A 17,046-nucleotide genomic window follows, 5' to 3' on the forward strand; every position below is an offset into this window, starting at 1 on the left:
GGTGGAGGCCAATGGTTCATTTGAATAAACAGAGTGCGGATATCGCGATAATCGGGGTTGCTTGCAGATTCCCCGATGCAGATCATTATCATGAATTCTGGGAAAACATAAATAGCGGCAAAGATTCCATCCGGGAAGTGCCGATTGAACGGTGGGATCCCGATCTTTATTATTCAGCTGATATCAGTATACCGAACAAAACAATCAGCAAGTGGGGAGGTTTTATTCATAAAGCTGACCATTTCGACCATAAGTTTTTTAATATCTCTCCCCGGGAAGCGAAAAACATGGATCCTGAGCAAAGAATCCTTTTAGAAGAAACTTGGCGGTGCATCGAAGATTCCGGGGTTTCTTTGCAGGATCTCCAGCGTAAAACCACTTCTGTTTTTGCGGGTATTATGAATTCTGACTACCGGCAGACAGGTCATGCTGAATCGGAAATCGACAGTTATGCCTGTTTAGGAAGTTTCGAAGCTATGCTTTCCAACCGGCTTTCATACACATTCGGTTTGACCGGAAAAAGCATGTCTGTAAATGCCGCTTGTGCATCATCGCTTGTTGCTTTACATGAAGCGGTTAAGTCATTGCGGACAAAAGAAAGCGATTATGCAATCGCATCGGGAGTAAACTTGAATTTCCAACCCGGAAAATATATTTCTTTTTCTAAAGCCAGAATGCTGAGTCCTGACGGCAAATGTAAAACTTTTGACGCAGCGGCGAACGGGTACGTTCCCGGAGAAGGGGCAGGCGTTGTATTGCTGCAGCGCCTTGGTGATGCAGTAAAAGCCGGTCACCATATATACGGGATCATAAAAGGGACAGCTGTTAATCATGGCGGTAAAACCCGTTCCATAACCGCTCCCAGAGCAGAAGCGCAGTGCCGGGTCATCTCAGAAGCTTTACACAACGCTGCTGTCGATGCTGCGACGGTTTCTTATGTAGAAGCACATGGCACAGGTACATCTCTGGGCGATCCGATAGAAATAGAAGCATTGACAAAAGCGTATCGGCAATATACTGAGGATACTCAATATTGCAGGATCGGAAGTGTGAAAACAAATATCGGTCATACAGAAGCAGCGGCGGGAATGGCCGGATTGATAAAAGTTCTAATGATGATGAAACACCGGAGGGTGCCGAAAAGCCTGAATGTACATACGGTAAACCCAATTATACAGTTTGAAAAAACACCGTTTAGGCCGGCGCTTGATTCAAGTGATTGGAAGGCGGCAGACGGGGCTCCGCTCAGGGCGGGAATCAGCTCCTTCGGTTTTGGGGGTGTCAACTCTCACGTCATCATCGAAGAATTTATACATACAAAAGACGAATCTGACAGAAAAGGAAGGGTACCCTTCCTTTTTTCCGCTAAAAGTGAAGAAAGCATGAAACAAATGATACATCATTGGAGAACCTTTGCTGACGATTCTGAGGAATTTTGCAAAATATCAAATGAAGTGATCAGCAGCACCCTTTTAACAAGGACATCGTTTGATTACAGGGCTGGTTTATTGGCAGGCAGCAAGGAGGAATTTAAAAATCAGCTTAAAGAGGGATTAAGTTTTCGGAGGAAACAAGATTCTGAATGGGCGCTTGCCATCGGTGACTTCAAATGGGAAAGTTATAAACAATTTGCCGTTTTGAAACGGGTGTTCCCTGATTTAGAAAAGAACGTAAGGCCGGTGCTGAAGGGTATACCAACATTGCACAGTTCATTTAAAAGAAAATGGACGCCTGAGAAAATCCGCTTGTATTCTTTAGTTATCAATACGGAAATCATAAAAAGTATCCTGGCATCCGGTTTTAAGCCAAGCCTCATTACAGGCGCCGGAGACGGATATTACGTCGCTCTTGCAGCAGCGGATATCATCAAAATTGAAAAGGCCATTTCTGTCATCACAGGCGCTGAAAAACCTTCGCACATATCCTGTGAGCCGCCGTCCATGCCATTTGTCAATCCGTACACTTCAAAAACGTACCCGCCGGTTCGATTAAATGAAGAATATGTAAGGGTGCTGCTGAACGGTCTGAGCTTCCCGGCTGATTTTGCAGACCGCCTGTACGGGAAAACACGGCTGCTTCTTGAGCACCAATATACGTTTAAAGGGTTTTTAGAAGAGTGGGATAAAGCGGGGAAGACTCAGGAAATCGAGATTTTATCTTATATTGTGAATCGCACGGCGGATAAAAGAAACGCATTGCCGGCTGATGAGGAAGCAGCGATCATGGCTATCCTTGCCTCTATGAGAAGACTGTATAAGAGATGGGATTTAACAGATTATGATGGATTCTTTAATAATGATTATGTTCTGGAAATATTAAATTTACTGGATGAAGGAATCTTGTCTAAAGAACTTTTTCTGAGCATTTTATTGAAAAAGCAAGACGGAATTAAACAGGCTGTTGCTTGTATTAATGAGCAGCCGGCAGGTTTTTATGATAAAACTCGTTTTCCGTTGATGACAGAATACAATCAAATGGATGCCGTGTCTCAGGAGATAGCTGACCATATGCCGCTTCACACGGAAGAAAAGGGAACGGAGCCGGATGTGAATATTTCTGATTTTTCAGTTTTTCAATTCGGATCGCTCCCTCCATCAGCAAAACTAAACAAAGCGGCTGCTTTTGAAGCGGACAAACCAGCCGATGAGGCTCTATATCATTCATTTATGCAAATGTGGCTTTCAGGAGAAGAGATTGAATGGGCGAAACTAGGTGATGATCATAAAAGAAAAGCCCCGCTTCCGCCTTATCCGTTTGAGCGCTCTCAATTTTCTTTAAACCCTCAGCCGGTAAAATCAGACGCGGCTTTTTCAGAAAAGAAGAATCAGGCACTTTATACGCCGGTATGGAAAGAAACCGCAATTGAGAATGAAGCGGGCAGCCGACAAGCTTGTACTATTTTGTTGTTCTCCGGGAATAAAGACTATTTTGAAGAGCTGAAAAAAAGAGAGAATACGTCCGCATATCTTATTATGCCCGGTGAGCGTTTAGAGCAGATAAGCGACAGTGTTTTCACGATCAACAGGCAGCGTCCCGAAGATTATCAAGGTGTCATTCGTCTGTTAAAGGAAAAAGGCGCAGCGCCCGATGCAATTTTGCATACGTGGTCTGAAAAACAGCCTGAACTGGAAGACACACTCGAATCAGGAATTTATTCCGTGTTTTATCTGACTAAGGCTTTAATCAGCGAGAACCTTATAAATAAAGTAACGTTCATTTATACATTCAGCGCGAATCAAAAAGAAAAATTGCCGTATTTTGAAGGTATGAACGGTTTTTTAAATTCGGTAAAACAAGAATACCCGCAGCTGCATTGTAAGACGGTTTGCTTTGAACATGATTCTGCATCCGTTTCATTTTCAGAGAAGGCTGACATTCTTTATAAAGAAATAAATACAGCGCCTGATCGGCATCTTTATATCAAGTACAGAGGCTGCGTAAGATATGCACGGATGTTAGTGAAGCAGAGAGAAACAAACAGAAAGACCGTTCAATACCCTGAAAAAGATAAAGTGTATTTAATTACAGGGGGATTCGGGGGGATTGGCAGTAAAGTCGCTGAATATTGCGCGAAAACTGAAAGATCCACCATTATTCTATCGGGGCGATCTGCTTTAAACGGAGATAAGCAGAAACATTTAGAATACCTGAACAGCTTTAAAGCAAAGGTTTATTATATACAGGCGAATATATCCGATAAAGAAGCGGTAAAAAAAATGATTGACGGTATTACCGTTCAGCATGCAGGTCTTCATGGCATCATTCATTGTGCAGGAGTTATCAGAGACTCGCTGCTTTTTCGAAAAACAAAGCAGGAACTTTCAGAGGTGATTGCTCCGAAAGTTCATGGTGCATTGAATCTTGATCATGCAACGAAGTCGCTGGAATTAGATTTTTTCGCCGTTTTTTCTTCAGTCGTCTCTATTGCAGGGAACGAAGGCCAGTGTGATTATGCATATGCAAACGGCTTTTTAGATCATTTTGCCGAATATCGGGAACAGAAACGGCAAAATTCTCTGCGCAGCGGCCGCACGCTGACAATCAATTGGCCTTTATGGCAAGACATCGGAATGGGGGCGAACCTGTCAGGTCAAGGGCGGACGTCTCTTTTTCATGGTTCCGGGCTCGAAGAACTTCCTGCTGAAGACGGAACGCAATGGTTTTCGCGGATTGTAACTTCGGGTCAGCTGCATAATATTGCAGTCTGCGGTGATCATGAGCGCTTTGAACAATTTATGCGGCAGAGATTTTTGACGGACGAAACAGAGACAGGCAGTGCCATTCCTTTGGCTCAAGGCGATATTTTGGATCAGACAGTTTTGTTTTTAACCAATATCATCTCCTCTGAGGTCGGTGCAGAACGGGAAGAGATCGATCAAGATGTGCATCTGGCTGAATATGGAATGGATTCGGTTATGATTCATCAATGCAACACAAAGCTGGAGCAGTCACTGGGAGCAATTTCGAAAACGCTTTTATTTGAATTTCATACAATCAGAGATTTAGCGGATCATCTTATAAAGGAATATCCGGATCGGCTGGGGCGTTTATTTTCACGGGAGGAAAAAGGAAAACAGATTCAGAGCATTACCCCCGCCAGGCCGGAACAAAACATCACTGCACCTGCGGCGGAGGAAAAAGAACATCTTGACGGGATAGCGGTAATCGGTATCAGCGGCCGTTATCCCGGGGCTGAAAATATTGAAGAATTGTGGGAGCTTCTATCAAAAGAGAGAACCGCAATCACAGAAATTCCGAAAGAACGATGGAATTATGAGACCTACTATGATCCAGACCCCGCTAAAGCGCATGAGGGGAAAATTTATTGCAAATGGGGCGGATTTTTAAAGAATGCTGAATCATTTGATTCTTTGTTTTTCCAAATATCGCCGAGAGAAGCAGAAGCGATGGATCCTCAGGAACGAATATTTCTCGAAACCGTGTGGAAAGCATTTGAAGATTCGGGATATACCATTGAAGGGTTGAGAAAGCAGACCGAAAAACATGTCGGTGTATTTGCGGGAGTGACGACCAATTCTTACAAGCTGCTCGGCGAAAGAATACCGACGGACAAAAACGATGTACTTCCAAATTCGTTCCCATGGTCTCTCGCGAACAGAGTGTCTTACACATTTGACTTTACAGGTCCCAGTGTCCCTGTAGATACGGCTTGTTCTTCATCCTTAACGGCAATTCACATGGCTTGCCAAAGTTTAACAAAGGGTGAGTGCTCGGTTGCGGTTGCGGGAGGAGTAAATTTGTATCTTCATCCTTCTGACTATTTATACCGATGTCAGATGGGAATGCTTTCAAAATCGGGAAAATGCAGAAGTTTTGGAGAAGGCGGCGACGGTTTCGTGCCCGGGGAAGGTGTAGGGGCCGTTATTCTTAAACCGCTTAAAGATGCCATACGTGATAAAGATACTGTGTACGCAGTCATTAAAGGAACGGCAATTAATCATGGCGGAAAGACAAATGGCTATACGGTGCCTAATCCTGCCGCACAGGCGGATTTAATTCAAGGAGCTCTTAAAGCGGCCGGTTGGAGCGCCAGAAGTGTCAGCTTTATTGAAGCCCACGGCACGGGAACGCCGCTGGGTGACCCGATTGAAGTCCGAGGCCTAACCAAGGCGTTTAGAGCTTATACCGAAGATGTTTCATATTGCTCTCTCGGATCGATTAAATCTAACATCGGCCACCTGGAAGCGGCCGCGGGTATTGCCGGCCTGACAAAGATTATCTTACAAATGAAGTATAAAAAAATAGCCGCAACACTGCATGCTGAACGGGTGCATCCGGATCTTTATCTGGAAGAGACACCTTTTTGCCTTCAGCAGGAAACCGCCGACTGGATAAAACCCGCGAATGAAAAACATTCTGACAGCAAATATCCGCGGCGCGCGGGATTAAGTTCTTTCGGAGCGGGCGGGGCAAATGCTCATATCCTTGTGGAAGAGTATGAGTCTGCTGCTGACTGTCATACGAGGCGTGAGGAAAGTGAGGAACTTATCGTACTCTCAGCCAAGCATTCACTGAGTTTACGGGAATCAGCAAAACAGCTGGAGGAATATCTTCAAAAGGCCCGTCATAAGCAGGGCGAGTTTTTACAGCAAGCGGGAACAAACAAGCCGCTTCACCTTTCTGATATTGCGTATACCCTTCTTGAAGGGCGTGAAGCCATGCCGGAAAGGCTTGCTGTCATTTCAAATAATATCGATGATCTCATGTTGAAATTAAATCACTTTTATAATGGAATTGACGATCACGAAATATTTAGAGGGAAAAAACTGAATCATAAACGCGGACAGCGGCAATCGGATCTTCCGCTCAAATCCGGCAGCACCACATTAGCCGAAATGGCTGAATTCTGGGTATCAGGAGGCAATTTAAGCTGGGATGACTTCCGCACCGGCAGAAAACCGGCAAAAATTGCCCTGCCGACTTACCCTTTCTTAAAAAACAGACTGTGGGTGTCAAATAAGGCGCAAACAACATCAGCAGCCGGTACAGCTCCTTTATTTGATTTTTCAGCAGGTGAGTGCCGATTTTATAAAACGCTTTCAGATTCTGAATATTATGTAAAAGACCATGTTGTGCATGGGAATATGGTTCTGCCCGGAGCGGCAATCATCGAAGCGGCCAGAGAAGCGGGAGAGAGGCTGTACGGAAAATCAGTTATAAAACTGAGTCAGGTTGTATGGGCGGTTCCGATAACCGTTGAAAAAGAAAAGACGATAATGATAGATCTGCTGCCGAATCAAAAAGACGGCAGATTTGTGGTGAAAACCGATATGCAACCTGAAGCGGCAGTTCACTGCCAAGGAAACATTATCACATGCGGAGATCAAGATGCCTCTCATACAGAGCATTTTCAATTGGACAGCTGGTTAACCGGACAGAAAAGATTAATCAGCGGCGCTGAGTGTTATAGGACCTTCCGGCAGAGCGGTTTGGACTATGGAACCAGTTTTCAGGTAATAAAACAGCTGTTTATTCATGAAAATGCTGTTCTTGCACGAATATCACTTCCTGAGAGCATTCATAAAAAATCCGGCACGCTGCTGGAACCGTGTTTATTGGATGGCATTTTTCAATCCACAACAGGGTTTACGTCCGGTCAGGAAGACGATCACACCGCATATTTGCCTTTTGAATTAGGTGAGCTGGAGATTCTTCACGCACCTTCGGCAAACGGCTATGCTTACATTACAGCTGCCGATGAAAGACAACATGATGATGTCAAAAGGTTTCATATACTATTTATGGATGAAAACGGATCTGTAAGTCTTAAAATAAAAAACTTAGCGTTGAAGACATTAAGGGCTGCACCGCAGACTCAGGATGAGCGGCATTCAGTTAAGTATTACACTGATATGTGGAAGCGGGCCCCTCTGCTTCACCAGCCTGAAGCCAGCGGTTTAAACAGCTGCCTTGTGATTTCGCTCCGTCGGGATATATCAGAACCGCTGATCCGCCAGGCATATAAAGATATCGGCCTGAACATGATCTTTGTCCGCCATGGCGGCAGTTTTCAAGAAAAAGAAGCTGATTCCTTTGAATTGAACAGCGTCAAAATTGACGGCTATCAGAAATTGCTGGCGATTCTTAAAGAAAGACAAGTGACAATTGACCGCGTCATTTTAATCGGGATGAGCCCTGAAACGGGAATTGAGCAGAACATTCGTGAAAAGCTGGAAGAGGCTGTTTTGCCGGTTTTCAATGTAACGAAAGCTCTGTTAGCAACAATCCCAAGACATAAAATCCTGATATCACATGTATTTTTCACAAGGGAAAATCAAATCTTACCTTATCAAATGGCAATCAGCGGCTTTTTTAGGTCGCTTCATTTAGAACATCCTATGTTGTCCGGTAAAAATATTGAAATACACAGCGACGAAATTCAGTTACAGCTGAACGCCGGTCTGCCTGAATTAAAAAACCTTGTGAAAGAAACAATCATCAGCGATGAAACTTCAGAAATCAGATACAGAGATGGAATCAGGCAGGTAAAGCACTCTGCAGAAATTGAAAGTGCCGAGCCCCCCGAAAAGACGGAAGTAAAAGAAGGGGGAGTTTACCTCATTACAGGAGGAACAGGCGGTCTGGGACTGATTTTCGCCAGACATCTTGTGCGAAAAGGGAGAATAAAACTTGTCCTTATCGGCAGGTCAGAGCTTTCTGAGGAAGCCGTAAGCAATGTAAAAGAGCTCGAAAAAAACGGATCAGAGGTTTTTTATGTAAGAACCGATATTTCTGATAAGGAAAATGTCAATAAACTGATACAACTCGTCAAAAACAAATTAGGTCCTGTTAAAGGAATTATTCACAGCGCCGGTGTGATAAAAGATTCATTACTCATCAATAAGCGTGAAGAGGATCTCGATTCAGTTTTGGCCAGCAAGGTTTACGGAACAATATGGCTTGACCGGTATACAGACAGAGAACCTCTGGACTTTTTTGTTATGTTTTCATCTATCAGCGCAATAATCGGGAATGCCGGACAAACTGATTATGCTTATGCAAACCGGTTTATGGATTATTTTGCGGAAATGAGAGCGGCGGAAAATAAACCTGGAAAAACAGTCTCGATTAATTGGCCTTTATGGAAAGAAGGCGGTATGCAAATTGATATTCATTCAGAGAAGTTCCTTTATGACCGTTTCGGAATGCTGCCTCTGGGAAAACGGGAAGGCCTTGCAGCATTTGATCAAGCAATGACAGGGTGTGAACATCAAATAATGGTATTTAGCGGTAATGAATTAAAGCTGGAACGAATGATAACGATTGACAGCGGAAAAAGTGATCCGGCAATCGCCGACGAAAATCACGAACCGAAAGAGCTGTCAATAACTGAATCTTTAAAAAGCACTTTGACGCGCATCATCACCGGCGTATTAAAAATTGAAGAACGGGAATTTGATTTTGAACTGCCGATAAGTGAATACGGATTTGATTCAATTATGTTTACAATGCTGGGCAACGAATTAAACGAAACTTTAGGAATATCAATGATGCCGTCAGATTTTTTCGGTCTTACTGATTTTAATGAACTTCTTGAGTTTTTAAAGAGTGAGTATTCCGAGGAGCTTCATCTCTGCGGTTCTTTTTCTTCAGATGAATCTGCGGCGAAAGACCGGAGAGAAAATCTGATTGAGGGCATCGCAAAGATGATGTCAAGTATTTTGAAGATTGACAGAAAGGAAATAGAAGAAGAGACTTCATTCGGCGAGTACGGATTTGATTCGATTACGTTTACCAGACTCGGAAATGAAATCAATCAACAATATGGTACGGAATTATTGCCGTCCATTTTCTTTGAATGCAATTCACTGGCTGAAATAACTGATTATGTAATCGAGCAATACGGAGAAATTCTTTTTGCTGAGACAGAATCTTTTTCTGCAGCTGACGAAAAAACATTGTACAGCACGCCTCCGCCGGAAACCTATGAACATTCCCTTGAGCCTGAAAGCAAAAACAGGCAAGAGGAAAGACATATGAATGAACCGGTTGCAATAGTGGGAATAAGCGGCCGTTTCCCCCAAACAGATTCGCTGGAAGACTTTTGGGAAGGAATTGAAAAAGGGCGGGATATGATTACAGACATTCCTGAAGATCGTTGGGACTGGAAAGAGTTTGACGGCGATCCGATCAGGGACGTCAATAGAACAAAAATAAAAAAAGGCGGATTTATCAAAGGCGCGGACAGTTTTGATCCGTTGTTTTTCGGGATTTCTCCCGCCGAAGCAGAATTAATGGATCCCCAGCAAAGAATTTTTATGGAGACTGTATGGAAAACAATAGAAGATGCGGGCTATAAGCCGTCTGATTTGGCAGGGACGAAAACCGCGGTGTTTGCAGGGGTCGCCACAACGGATTATGCTGAACGTCTGAATGAAAATGGCGTCTCTGTTCAGGCGCAGACCGCAACCGGTTTAAATCATTGTATATTGGCAAATCGTATTTCTTACCAGCTGAACCTGACGGGTCCGAGCGAACCGATTGACACTGCCTGTTCAAGTTCGTTAGTTGCACTCCATCGTGCGGCTGAGGGGATTCAAAGAGGCGATTTTGAAATGGCGATTGCAGGCGGAGTGCATATTATGACAAGCCCTACTCTGTTTATAGCTTTTGATAAAGCAGGTATGCTTTCCAAAGACGGAAAGTGCAAAACGTTCGATAAAAGCGCTGACGGCTATGTAAGAAGTGAAGGGGCGGCTGCAGTATTGCTTAAGCCGCTCAGCAAAGCACAGGCAGACGGTGATCATATATATGGTTTGATTAAAGGGTCAGCTGTAAATCACGGCGGCCGCGCCAATTCTTTGACTGCTCCGAATCCGAACGCACAGGCGGACTTATTAACCGAAGCTTGGCGGAAGGCGGGGGTCAGCCCTGCCACTGCGGGATATATAGAAGCGCATGGCACAGGGACAAGTCTTGGCGATCCGATTGAAGTAAACAGCATCATAAAGGCATTTAAAACGTTATATCTAGAATGGGACATTCCTTTTGCGAAACAGAAATGCTGCGGAATCGGGTCTGTGAAAACAAACATCGGCCATCTCGAAACCGCTGCCGGAATAGCCGGAGTGATGAAAGTGTTACTGGCATTTAAATATCGCAAACTTCCGGGACTCGCCCATTTTTCAGAACTCAATCCATACATCAAACTGGAAAATACGCCATTTTATATCACAGAAACCGCTCAAAAGTGGAATCCGATAAAAGATAAAGAGAACAACGATCTGCCGAGGAGAGCGGGTGTCAGCTCATTCGGATTCGGCGGTGTGAACGCGCATATTGTTTTAGAGGAATATAGGGAACCTCAAAAAGAAGTGCCGGAAAACAACGGTAACACACATATTTTTGTTTTATCTGCGAAAAACAAAGATCAATTACTTGAGTATATCCGGCATATGGTTCAGTACTTGGATCGCGTGATTGCCGGTGAGATGACCGTTAATGCCAGTGACATGGAATTTACATTGCAAAACGGCCGGGAAGCAATGAACGAAAGAATTGCCGTATGTGCAGCGAGTCTGACTGAGCTGAGAGATAAATACGTCAGCTTTCTTGATGACAGCAGGGTGCAAAAAGGCGTATTTATAAGCGAAAACACTGAAGAGCCCACAGCTGTTTCTGAATATATGATTGAGGAGGCTCTTCATAGCGGAAAAGAGGAGCTGCTCGCACAATGGTGGGCCAATGGAGCCGAGTTTGAATGGAAGACAATCGGCAATAAGAAATTGAATAGAGTGCCGCTGCCAACTTATCCGTTTGCAAAAGAGAGTTATTGGTTCACCCCGAAAAAGAACAAAAGCGAGGTTAAGGTTAATAGCAAAAGTCTTCACCCATTAATCAGCGAGAATGTCTCAACATTAAAGAAACAAGCATTTAAAACTGTTATTTCCGGAACTGAATTTTTCGTCACTGATCATCTTGTTTCAGGAGACTATGTGCTGCCAGGAGCCGCTTCGCTTGAAATGGCTCTTGTTTGTGCGGAAATAAGCGGAGAAAGTGAAGTATATAAAATAAAAGACGTGATGTGGAACAGACCTATATTATATAAAGGAAAAACGCTGCACATTTATACCGACTTGGAAATGAAACAAGATAAGTTGAACGTAACGATATGTAAAGAGGGTCCGGATGGCGTGCAGCAAATCTGCACACAAAGTGAAACAGTATTCGGGGACATAAACAACAATGCTGAGTATGTCGATATTGATAAGTTCAAACGCAGCAGTAAGGCTGTCATAAGCCGGGAAGAGTGTTATCACCGCTTCAGTCGTATGGGCCTGACATATCATAGCAGTTTTCAAACGTTGAAAGCCGTATATCGCGGTGATATGGAGTTAATGGCAGAATTGGAGCTTCCGGCTCATTTAGCGAACGGGTTTTCACATTTTACACTTCATCCTTCATTAATTGACGGCGGTTTTCAAGCGGCGGCATTTTTGTTAAGAGATAATGAGAAAGACGGCTTATTTGTTCCATATTCACTTAGAGAGCTTCACATTAAGAGGGCGCTTACTGCCCGATGCCATGTCTCGGTGAGAGAAACCGGTTTTTATACGTATAACATTGATTTTATTAACGAGAGCGGCGAAATAGCCGTGAGCATGAAAGACTTTTCTGTCAGAAAAGTGACCGGGGGAGAATTAACCGCAGGACGTAAAAATGAAGATCAGGAAATTCTCTTCTTATTAGAACAATTGAAAAACGGTGAACTTTCTGCTGACCAAGTTTATCAGCTGCTGGAGGGAAAATAGTGCAGATCAAACAAATACTTTCCTTAATTGAAGAACAGCAAATGTCTCCTGATGCAGGACTGGAGCTAATTCGCACTTACAGAAAAGAACAAATGGAAAAAAAGGCGGAGCCGGAATCACAAGCTCCGTCCCCAACCATTTTCTTTAAGAACGATTGGGTAAGAACAAATAACATTGATATGCCGAATCAGCAGGCACCGGGGAATATGCTGATTTTTGATCAGGATAACCGTCTTTTTCAGCATGCCGAGATGATGATTGGAGATCATAACCGTGTCATTCTCGTTACGCCAGATTCTGATTATAGAATTGAACGGAATAGATGCACAATCAATCCTTCTGATGAAAATCATGTCGAAATGCTGCTGTCTGATTTGGCTGAAAACGGATTTACACCTGATGTCGTGCTTTATTTATGGAACGGAGAAATCAGAGAATTCACTGAAAAATCCGTTAATGAAACTCTTCGCAGAGGGATCAACTCGCTCTTTTTATTATCAAAAGCTATAATGCGGAGAAACGAACCTGTTACGTTATTGCATATTTATTGGACAAGCGGTCCGAATCAGCCGTTTCATGAAGCTGTCGGAGGGTTCATGAAAACGGTAAACATGGAAAGCTCTAAGCTTAAAGCGAAAACCATACAGATACGCCATGAGGATTCTGACAAAAATCCTCCGGTTTCCGAGATGTGGGATGCTGCAATCAGTGAAATACAGCGCTTTCAAACGGATGAATGTGAGATTTTAATAGACTCACATACTCGTTATGTGAAAGGGCTGCGGCCTATTGATATTCCGGAACACGATCACGGATCTGTAACGTATCAAAAAGGCGGCATATATATCATTACCGGAGGAGCCGGAAAACTCGGGCTGCTGTTTGCGGAACACATCGCTAATGAAAACCAAGCCGTGATTATACTTACAGGCCGTTCTGTTTTAACCGCTGATCAAAAAGAACGGATCAGTAAGCTTAATGAGAGCGGCTCTATTGTTGAATATCAGCGGACGGACATCACAGATCGAACAGAGGCAGAGCGATTCATTTTCGGCGTTAAACAGCGGTACGGCAGCATAAACGGGATCATTCATGCTGCCGGCATCCTTCGTGACTCATTTCTTGTAAATAAAAGTCTCAGTGATTTTACGGACGTACTGAAACCGAAAGTTTACGGGACAATCTGGCTGGATGAGCTGACAAAAGACGAAGATCTTGATTTTTTTGTTCTCTTTTCTTCTTTTTCCGCTTATGGAAATGCCGGCCAAAGTGACTATGCGTACGCAAATCATTTTATGGACAGTTTTGCAGTGCTTCGATCTCAGCTCTCCCGAAACGGAAAAACCCTTTCAATCAATTGGCCGTTATTGAAAGATGGCGGGATGAGTCTCGACAGCAGTGGAATCAACCAAATAAAAGAAAAATACGGAATGACTCCGATGCGAACTTCCTCTGTTTTGGAAGCGTTTCTGAAAATGCTGCGGTCTTCATTTACCAGCTTAATGCCTGCAGAAGGAAAGCGGGATAAAATGATAAAAGCGCTTTCGATTCAAAGAAATACAGCTGCAGCAGATCAAGATACACTCACGGCGGAACACGATGAAGAAGAGGAACATGCTGCGAAAGAAAAAGTAAATGACTATTTAATCAAGATCATCAGCGGTGTCTTGAAAATCCAAGCTCATAAAATAAATGCGAAAGACTCTTTTGAGAAATTCGGAATCAATTCACTTATGATCATGTCACTTATTTCAAAGCTTGAAGATACTTTCGGGGATCTTCCCAAAACAATCTTTTTTGAATATCAGAACATTGAAGAGCTTTCAAACTTCTTCCTAACATCTTTTAAAGAAAAAGTGCTTAAGGCCGCAGGGGCAGCTCCGGTAACAAGAGTGCCGAAGAAAAGAGAAAATCTGAGTAAAAAACAGCACCGGCAGCAGAGGGTTGCATCTGCACCGAGCATGGTTCAGCCGGGTGAGGATATTGCCATTATCGGTGTGAGCGGAAGATATCCGAATTCGGATACTCTTGAGGAGTTCTGGGAAAACATTGCCGGAGGGAAAAACTGTATTATTGAAATCCCCGAGGAACGTTGGGATTTCAGATCGAATTACAGTCCTGACAAAATGGAGAAGGGAAAAATCAACAGTAAGTGGGGCGGTTTTATCAGCGGTGTTGATCAATTCGATCCGCTGTTTTTCCACATTTCTCATAAAGAAGCTGAGCTGATGGACCCTCAGGAGCGAATTTTTCTCGAAACCTCCTGGCATACGTTTGAAGATTCTGGATATACAAAAGAGAAGCTTGACGGTATGAAAGCCGGTGTGTTTGTCGGAGCCATGTACGGACAATATCAATTATTCGGCGCAGAAGAAACTGCGCGGGGCAATCCGATTGCGCTCAGTTCCTTCTTTTCATCTATTGCGAACAGGGTTTCATACTTTTTTAATCTCTCTGGTCCGAGCATTGCACTGGATACGATGTGTTCATCATCGCTGACGGCCATTCACTTGGCATGTGAGAGCATTAAAAGAGGGGAAAGTGAAATTGCGCTTGCGGGCGGCGTTAATGTGTCCATACATCCCAGCAAATACCTTTGGCTGAGTCAAGGTAATTTTGTTTCCACCGAAGGATTGTGCAGAAGTTTCGGAGAGGGCGGAGACGGCTATGTCCCGGGAGAAGGTTCGGGCGCCGTCCTTTTGAAACCTTTGGAAAAAGCAATTGCTGATCAGGATCATATATACGGAGTAATTAAAGGAACATCTGTAAATCATGGCGGAAAAACCAATGGATTTACGGTTCCGAATCCGAATGCACAAGCTGAGCTGATTGCTGAAAATTTCAAGAAATCGGGCATCAGTCCGCGTTCCGTCAGCTACTTGGAAGCACACGGAACGGGTACCTCGCTCGGAGATCCGATTGAGATCGCAGGATTGACAAAAGCGTTTGAGAAATTTACGGACGATAAACAATTTTGTGCAATAGGCTCAGTGAAGTCTAACATCGGACATTTGGAGTCTGCTGCAGGAATAGCAGCCCTTACAAAAGTTCTTTTACAATTTAAGCATCAGAAATTGGCGCCATCCATTCACTCGGAACAGCTGAACCAAAATATCCGATTTGAAAAGACGCCTTTTTACGTTCAGCAGAAAGAAGAAGAGTGGCGGAAAGAATCAGGCGCCTCCAACAGGAGAGCAGCAATCAGTTCGTTCGGAGCGGGCGGAGCAAATGCCCATGTCATTGTGGAAGAATATCAAAACCATGCGGACACACAAACAATAAGCGGTCCGTTTGCCGCAGTTCTCTCTGCCAAAAATGAAGACAGGCTGAAAGAATACGCCCGGCGCCTTCTGCAATTCACAGAGCGGGAGACAAAGGTCTCGGCAGCTGATATCGCTTTTACATTGCAGACATGCAGGGAACCGATGGAAGACAGACTTGCTGTTGTAGCTTCCGATTTGCCGGAACTAAAGGAGAAACTGAGAACTTTCTGTACTGAAGGAACAATTGGGGAGGGCGTATACAAAGGGAATGTTACGAAAGATTTTGATAAAGTCTTTATCTTTCATGATCAAAAGATGAAAGATAAATTCCTCGAGGTGATGATGGAGACAAAGGACTTGAATCTTCTTGCAAAATTATGGTCTTTCGGGGCTGATATTCAATGGAGAGAGTTATATGAAGAATATACCCCGCAAAAGGTCAAGCTTCCTTTATATCCATTTGCTGAGGAGTCTTACTGGGTGCCTCGAAACCAAAGTGCAACATTTCCGGAAATATTGCCGCGGCAGTCTTCACTGCACCCGCTTCTGGATTCGAATGAATCTACTCTGGAACAGCAGTTTTTTAAAACGACATTAAGAGAAAAAGAGATTTGGTTAAAAGACCACATCGTAAAAAACAAGAGCATTCTCCCGGCAGCTGCTTTTCTTGAAATGGCATGCGCAGCGGGAACGCGGTCATATCGAAAGAAAAAGGTCACTCGTTTAAAAAACGTGATATTTGCCAGACCGGCCATGCTTTTGCAAGAGAGCCTGACCATTTACACTCACATTTCCGTAAAAGACGGCAGCATATTATTTAACATCTCACCTGATGAGGATGCTGCTGTAAGGACTGGATTTGTGACGGGGGAATTAGATTATGATCATCATTACAGTGATAATGATATAGAGAACATCGACAGACAAGAGATGATAAACAGAAGTGCTTTTGTCCGTGAACAAGATGAATGTTACGAGTATTTTCGGGAAAACGGGTTCCTGTATGGGCGCGCTTTTCAGCCGATTCAACGTTTATGGGTCGGAAAAACAGAAGCGGTTGCACACTTATTGCTGCCAAAAGAAGCCGCATATGCTCTTGAACATTATACATTGCATCCGTCTTTAATTGATGGGGCTCTGCAATCTTTGTTCGGCATTACGGACGGAAGAGAAGAGGCATCTGTTTATGTTCCTTTTTCAATAGGAGAGATTACGATTCGGAAAAAAGTTTCAGCAGAATGCTGGGCTCATGCGCGTAAAACAGGCCAAAAAGGTCAATCCGAGCTTATTTACGATATTCAGCTGCTTAATGAACAAGGAGAAAGACTTGCAGGTTTGAAGGATGTAACCATTCGTAAAAAAGAAACGTTTTCCGCGGAGGCACAGACTCGTGCAACAGCGGATTCCAATGGAAAGAACGAGAGAGTAAAAGAGCTCCTCAGACAATTAAAAGCGGGCGAACTGACTGCGGAGGAAGCAGATTATGCGCTGGAACGTATGCAGGATTAGTT

2 protein-coding genes are annotated in these 17,046 nt (G+C 43.7%); both read left to right on the forward strand.

The features are described from left to right. The first annotated feature begins 11 nt into the window (after positions 1 to 11). The gene (locus tag NYE68_RS08085; RefSeq protein WP_324635880.1) at positions 12 to 12,272 is read left to right on the forward strand and encodes an SDR family NAD(P)-dependent oxidoreductase; all 12,261 of its coding nucleotides are present in this window, start codon (positions 12 to 14) and stop codon (positions 12,270 to 12,272) included. Continuing rightward, the gene (locus NYE68_RS08090; protein WP_324635879.1) at positions 12,272 to 17,044 is read left to right on the forward strand and encodes a type I polyketide synthase; all 4,773 of its coding nucleotides are present in this window, start codon (positions 12,272 to 12,274) and stop codon (positions 17,042 to 17,044) included. The genes NYE68_RS08085 and NYE68_RS08090 overlap by 1 nt, the downstream gene beginning before the upstream one ends. Positions 17,045 to 17,046: the final 2 nt, after the last annotated feature.

Source organism: Bacillus sp. FSL R5-0447 (assembly GCF_038606125.1).
GTDB lineage: Bacteria > Bacillota > Bacilli > Bacillales > Bacillaceae > Bacillus > Bacillus velezensis.

Excerpts from the sequence above, each read along its gene's own strand:
- NYE68_RS08085 (WP_324635880.1), top strand. The coding sequence starts at position 12 with ATGGTTCATTTGAATAAACAGAGTGCGGATATCGCGATAATCGGGGTT.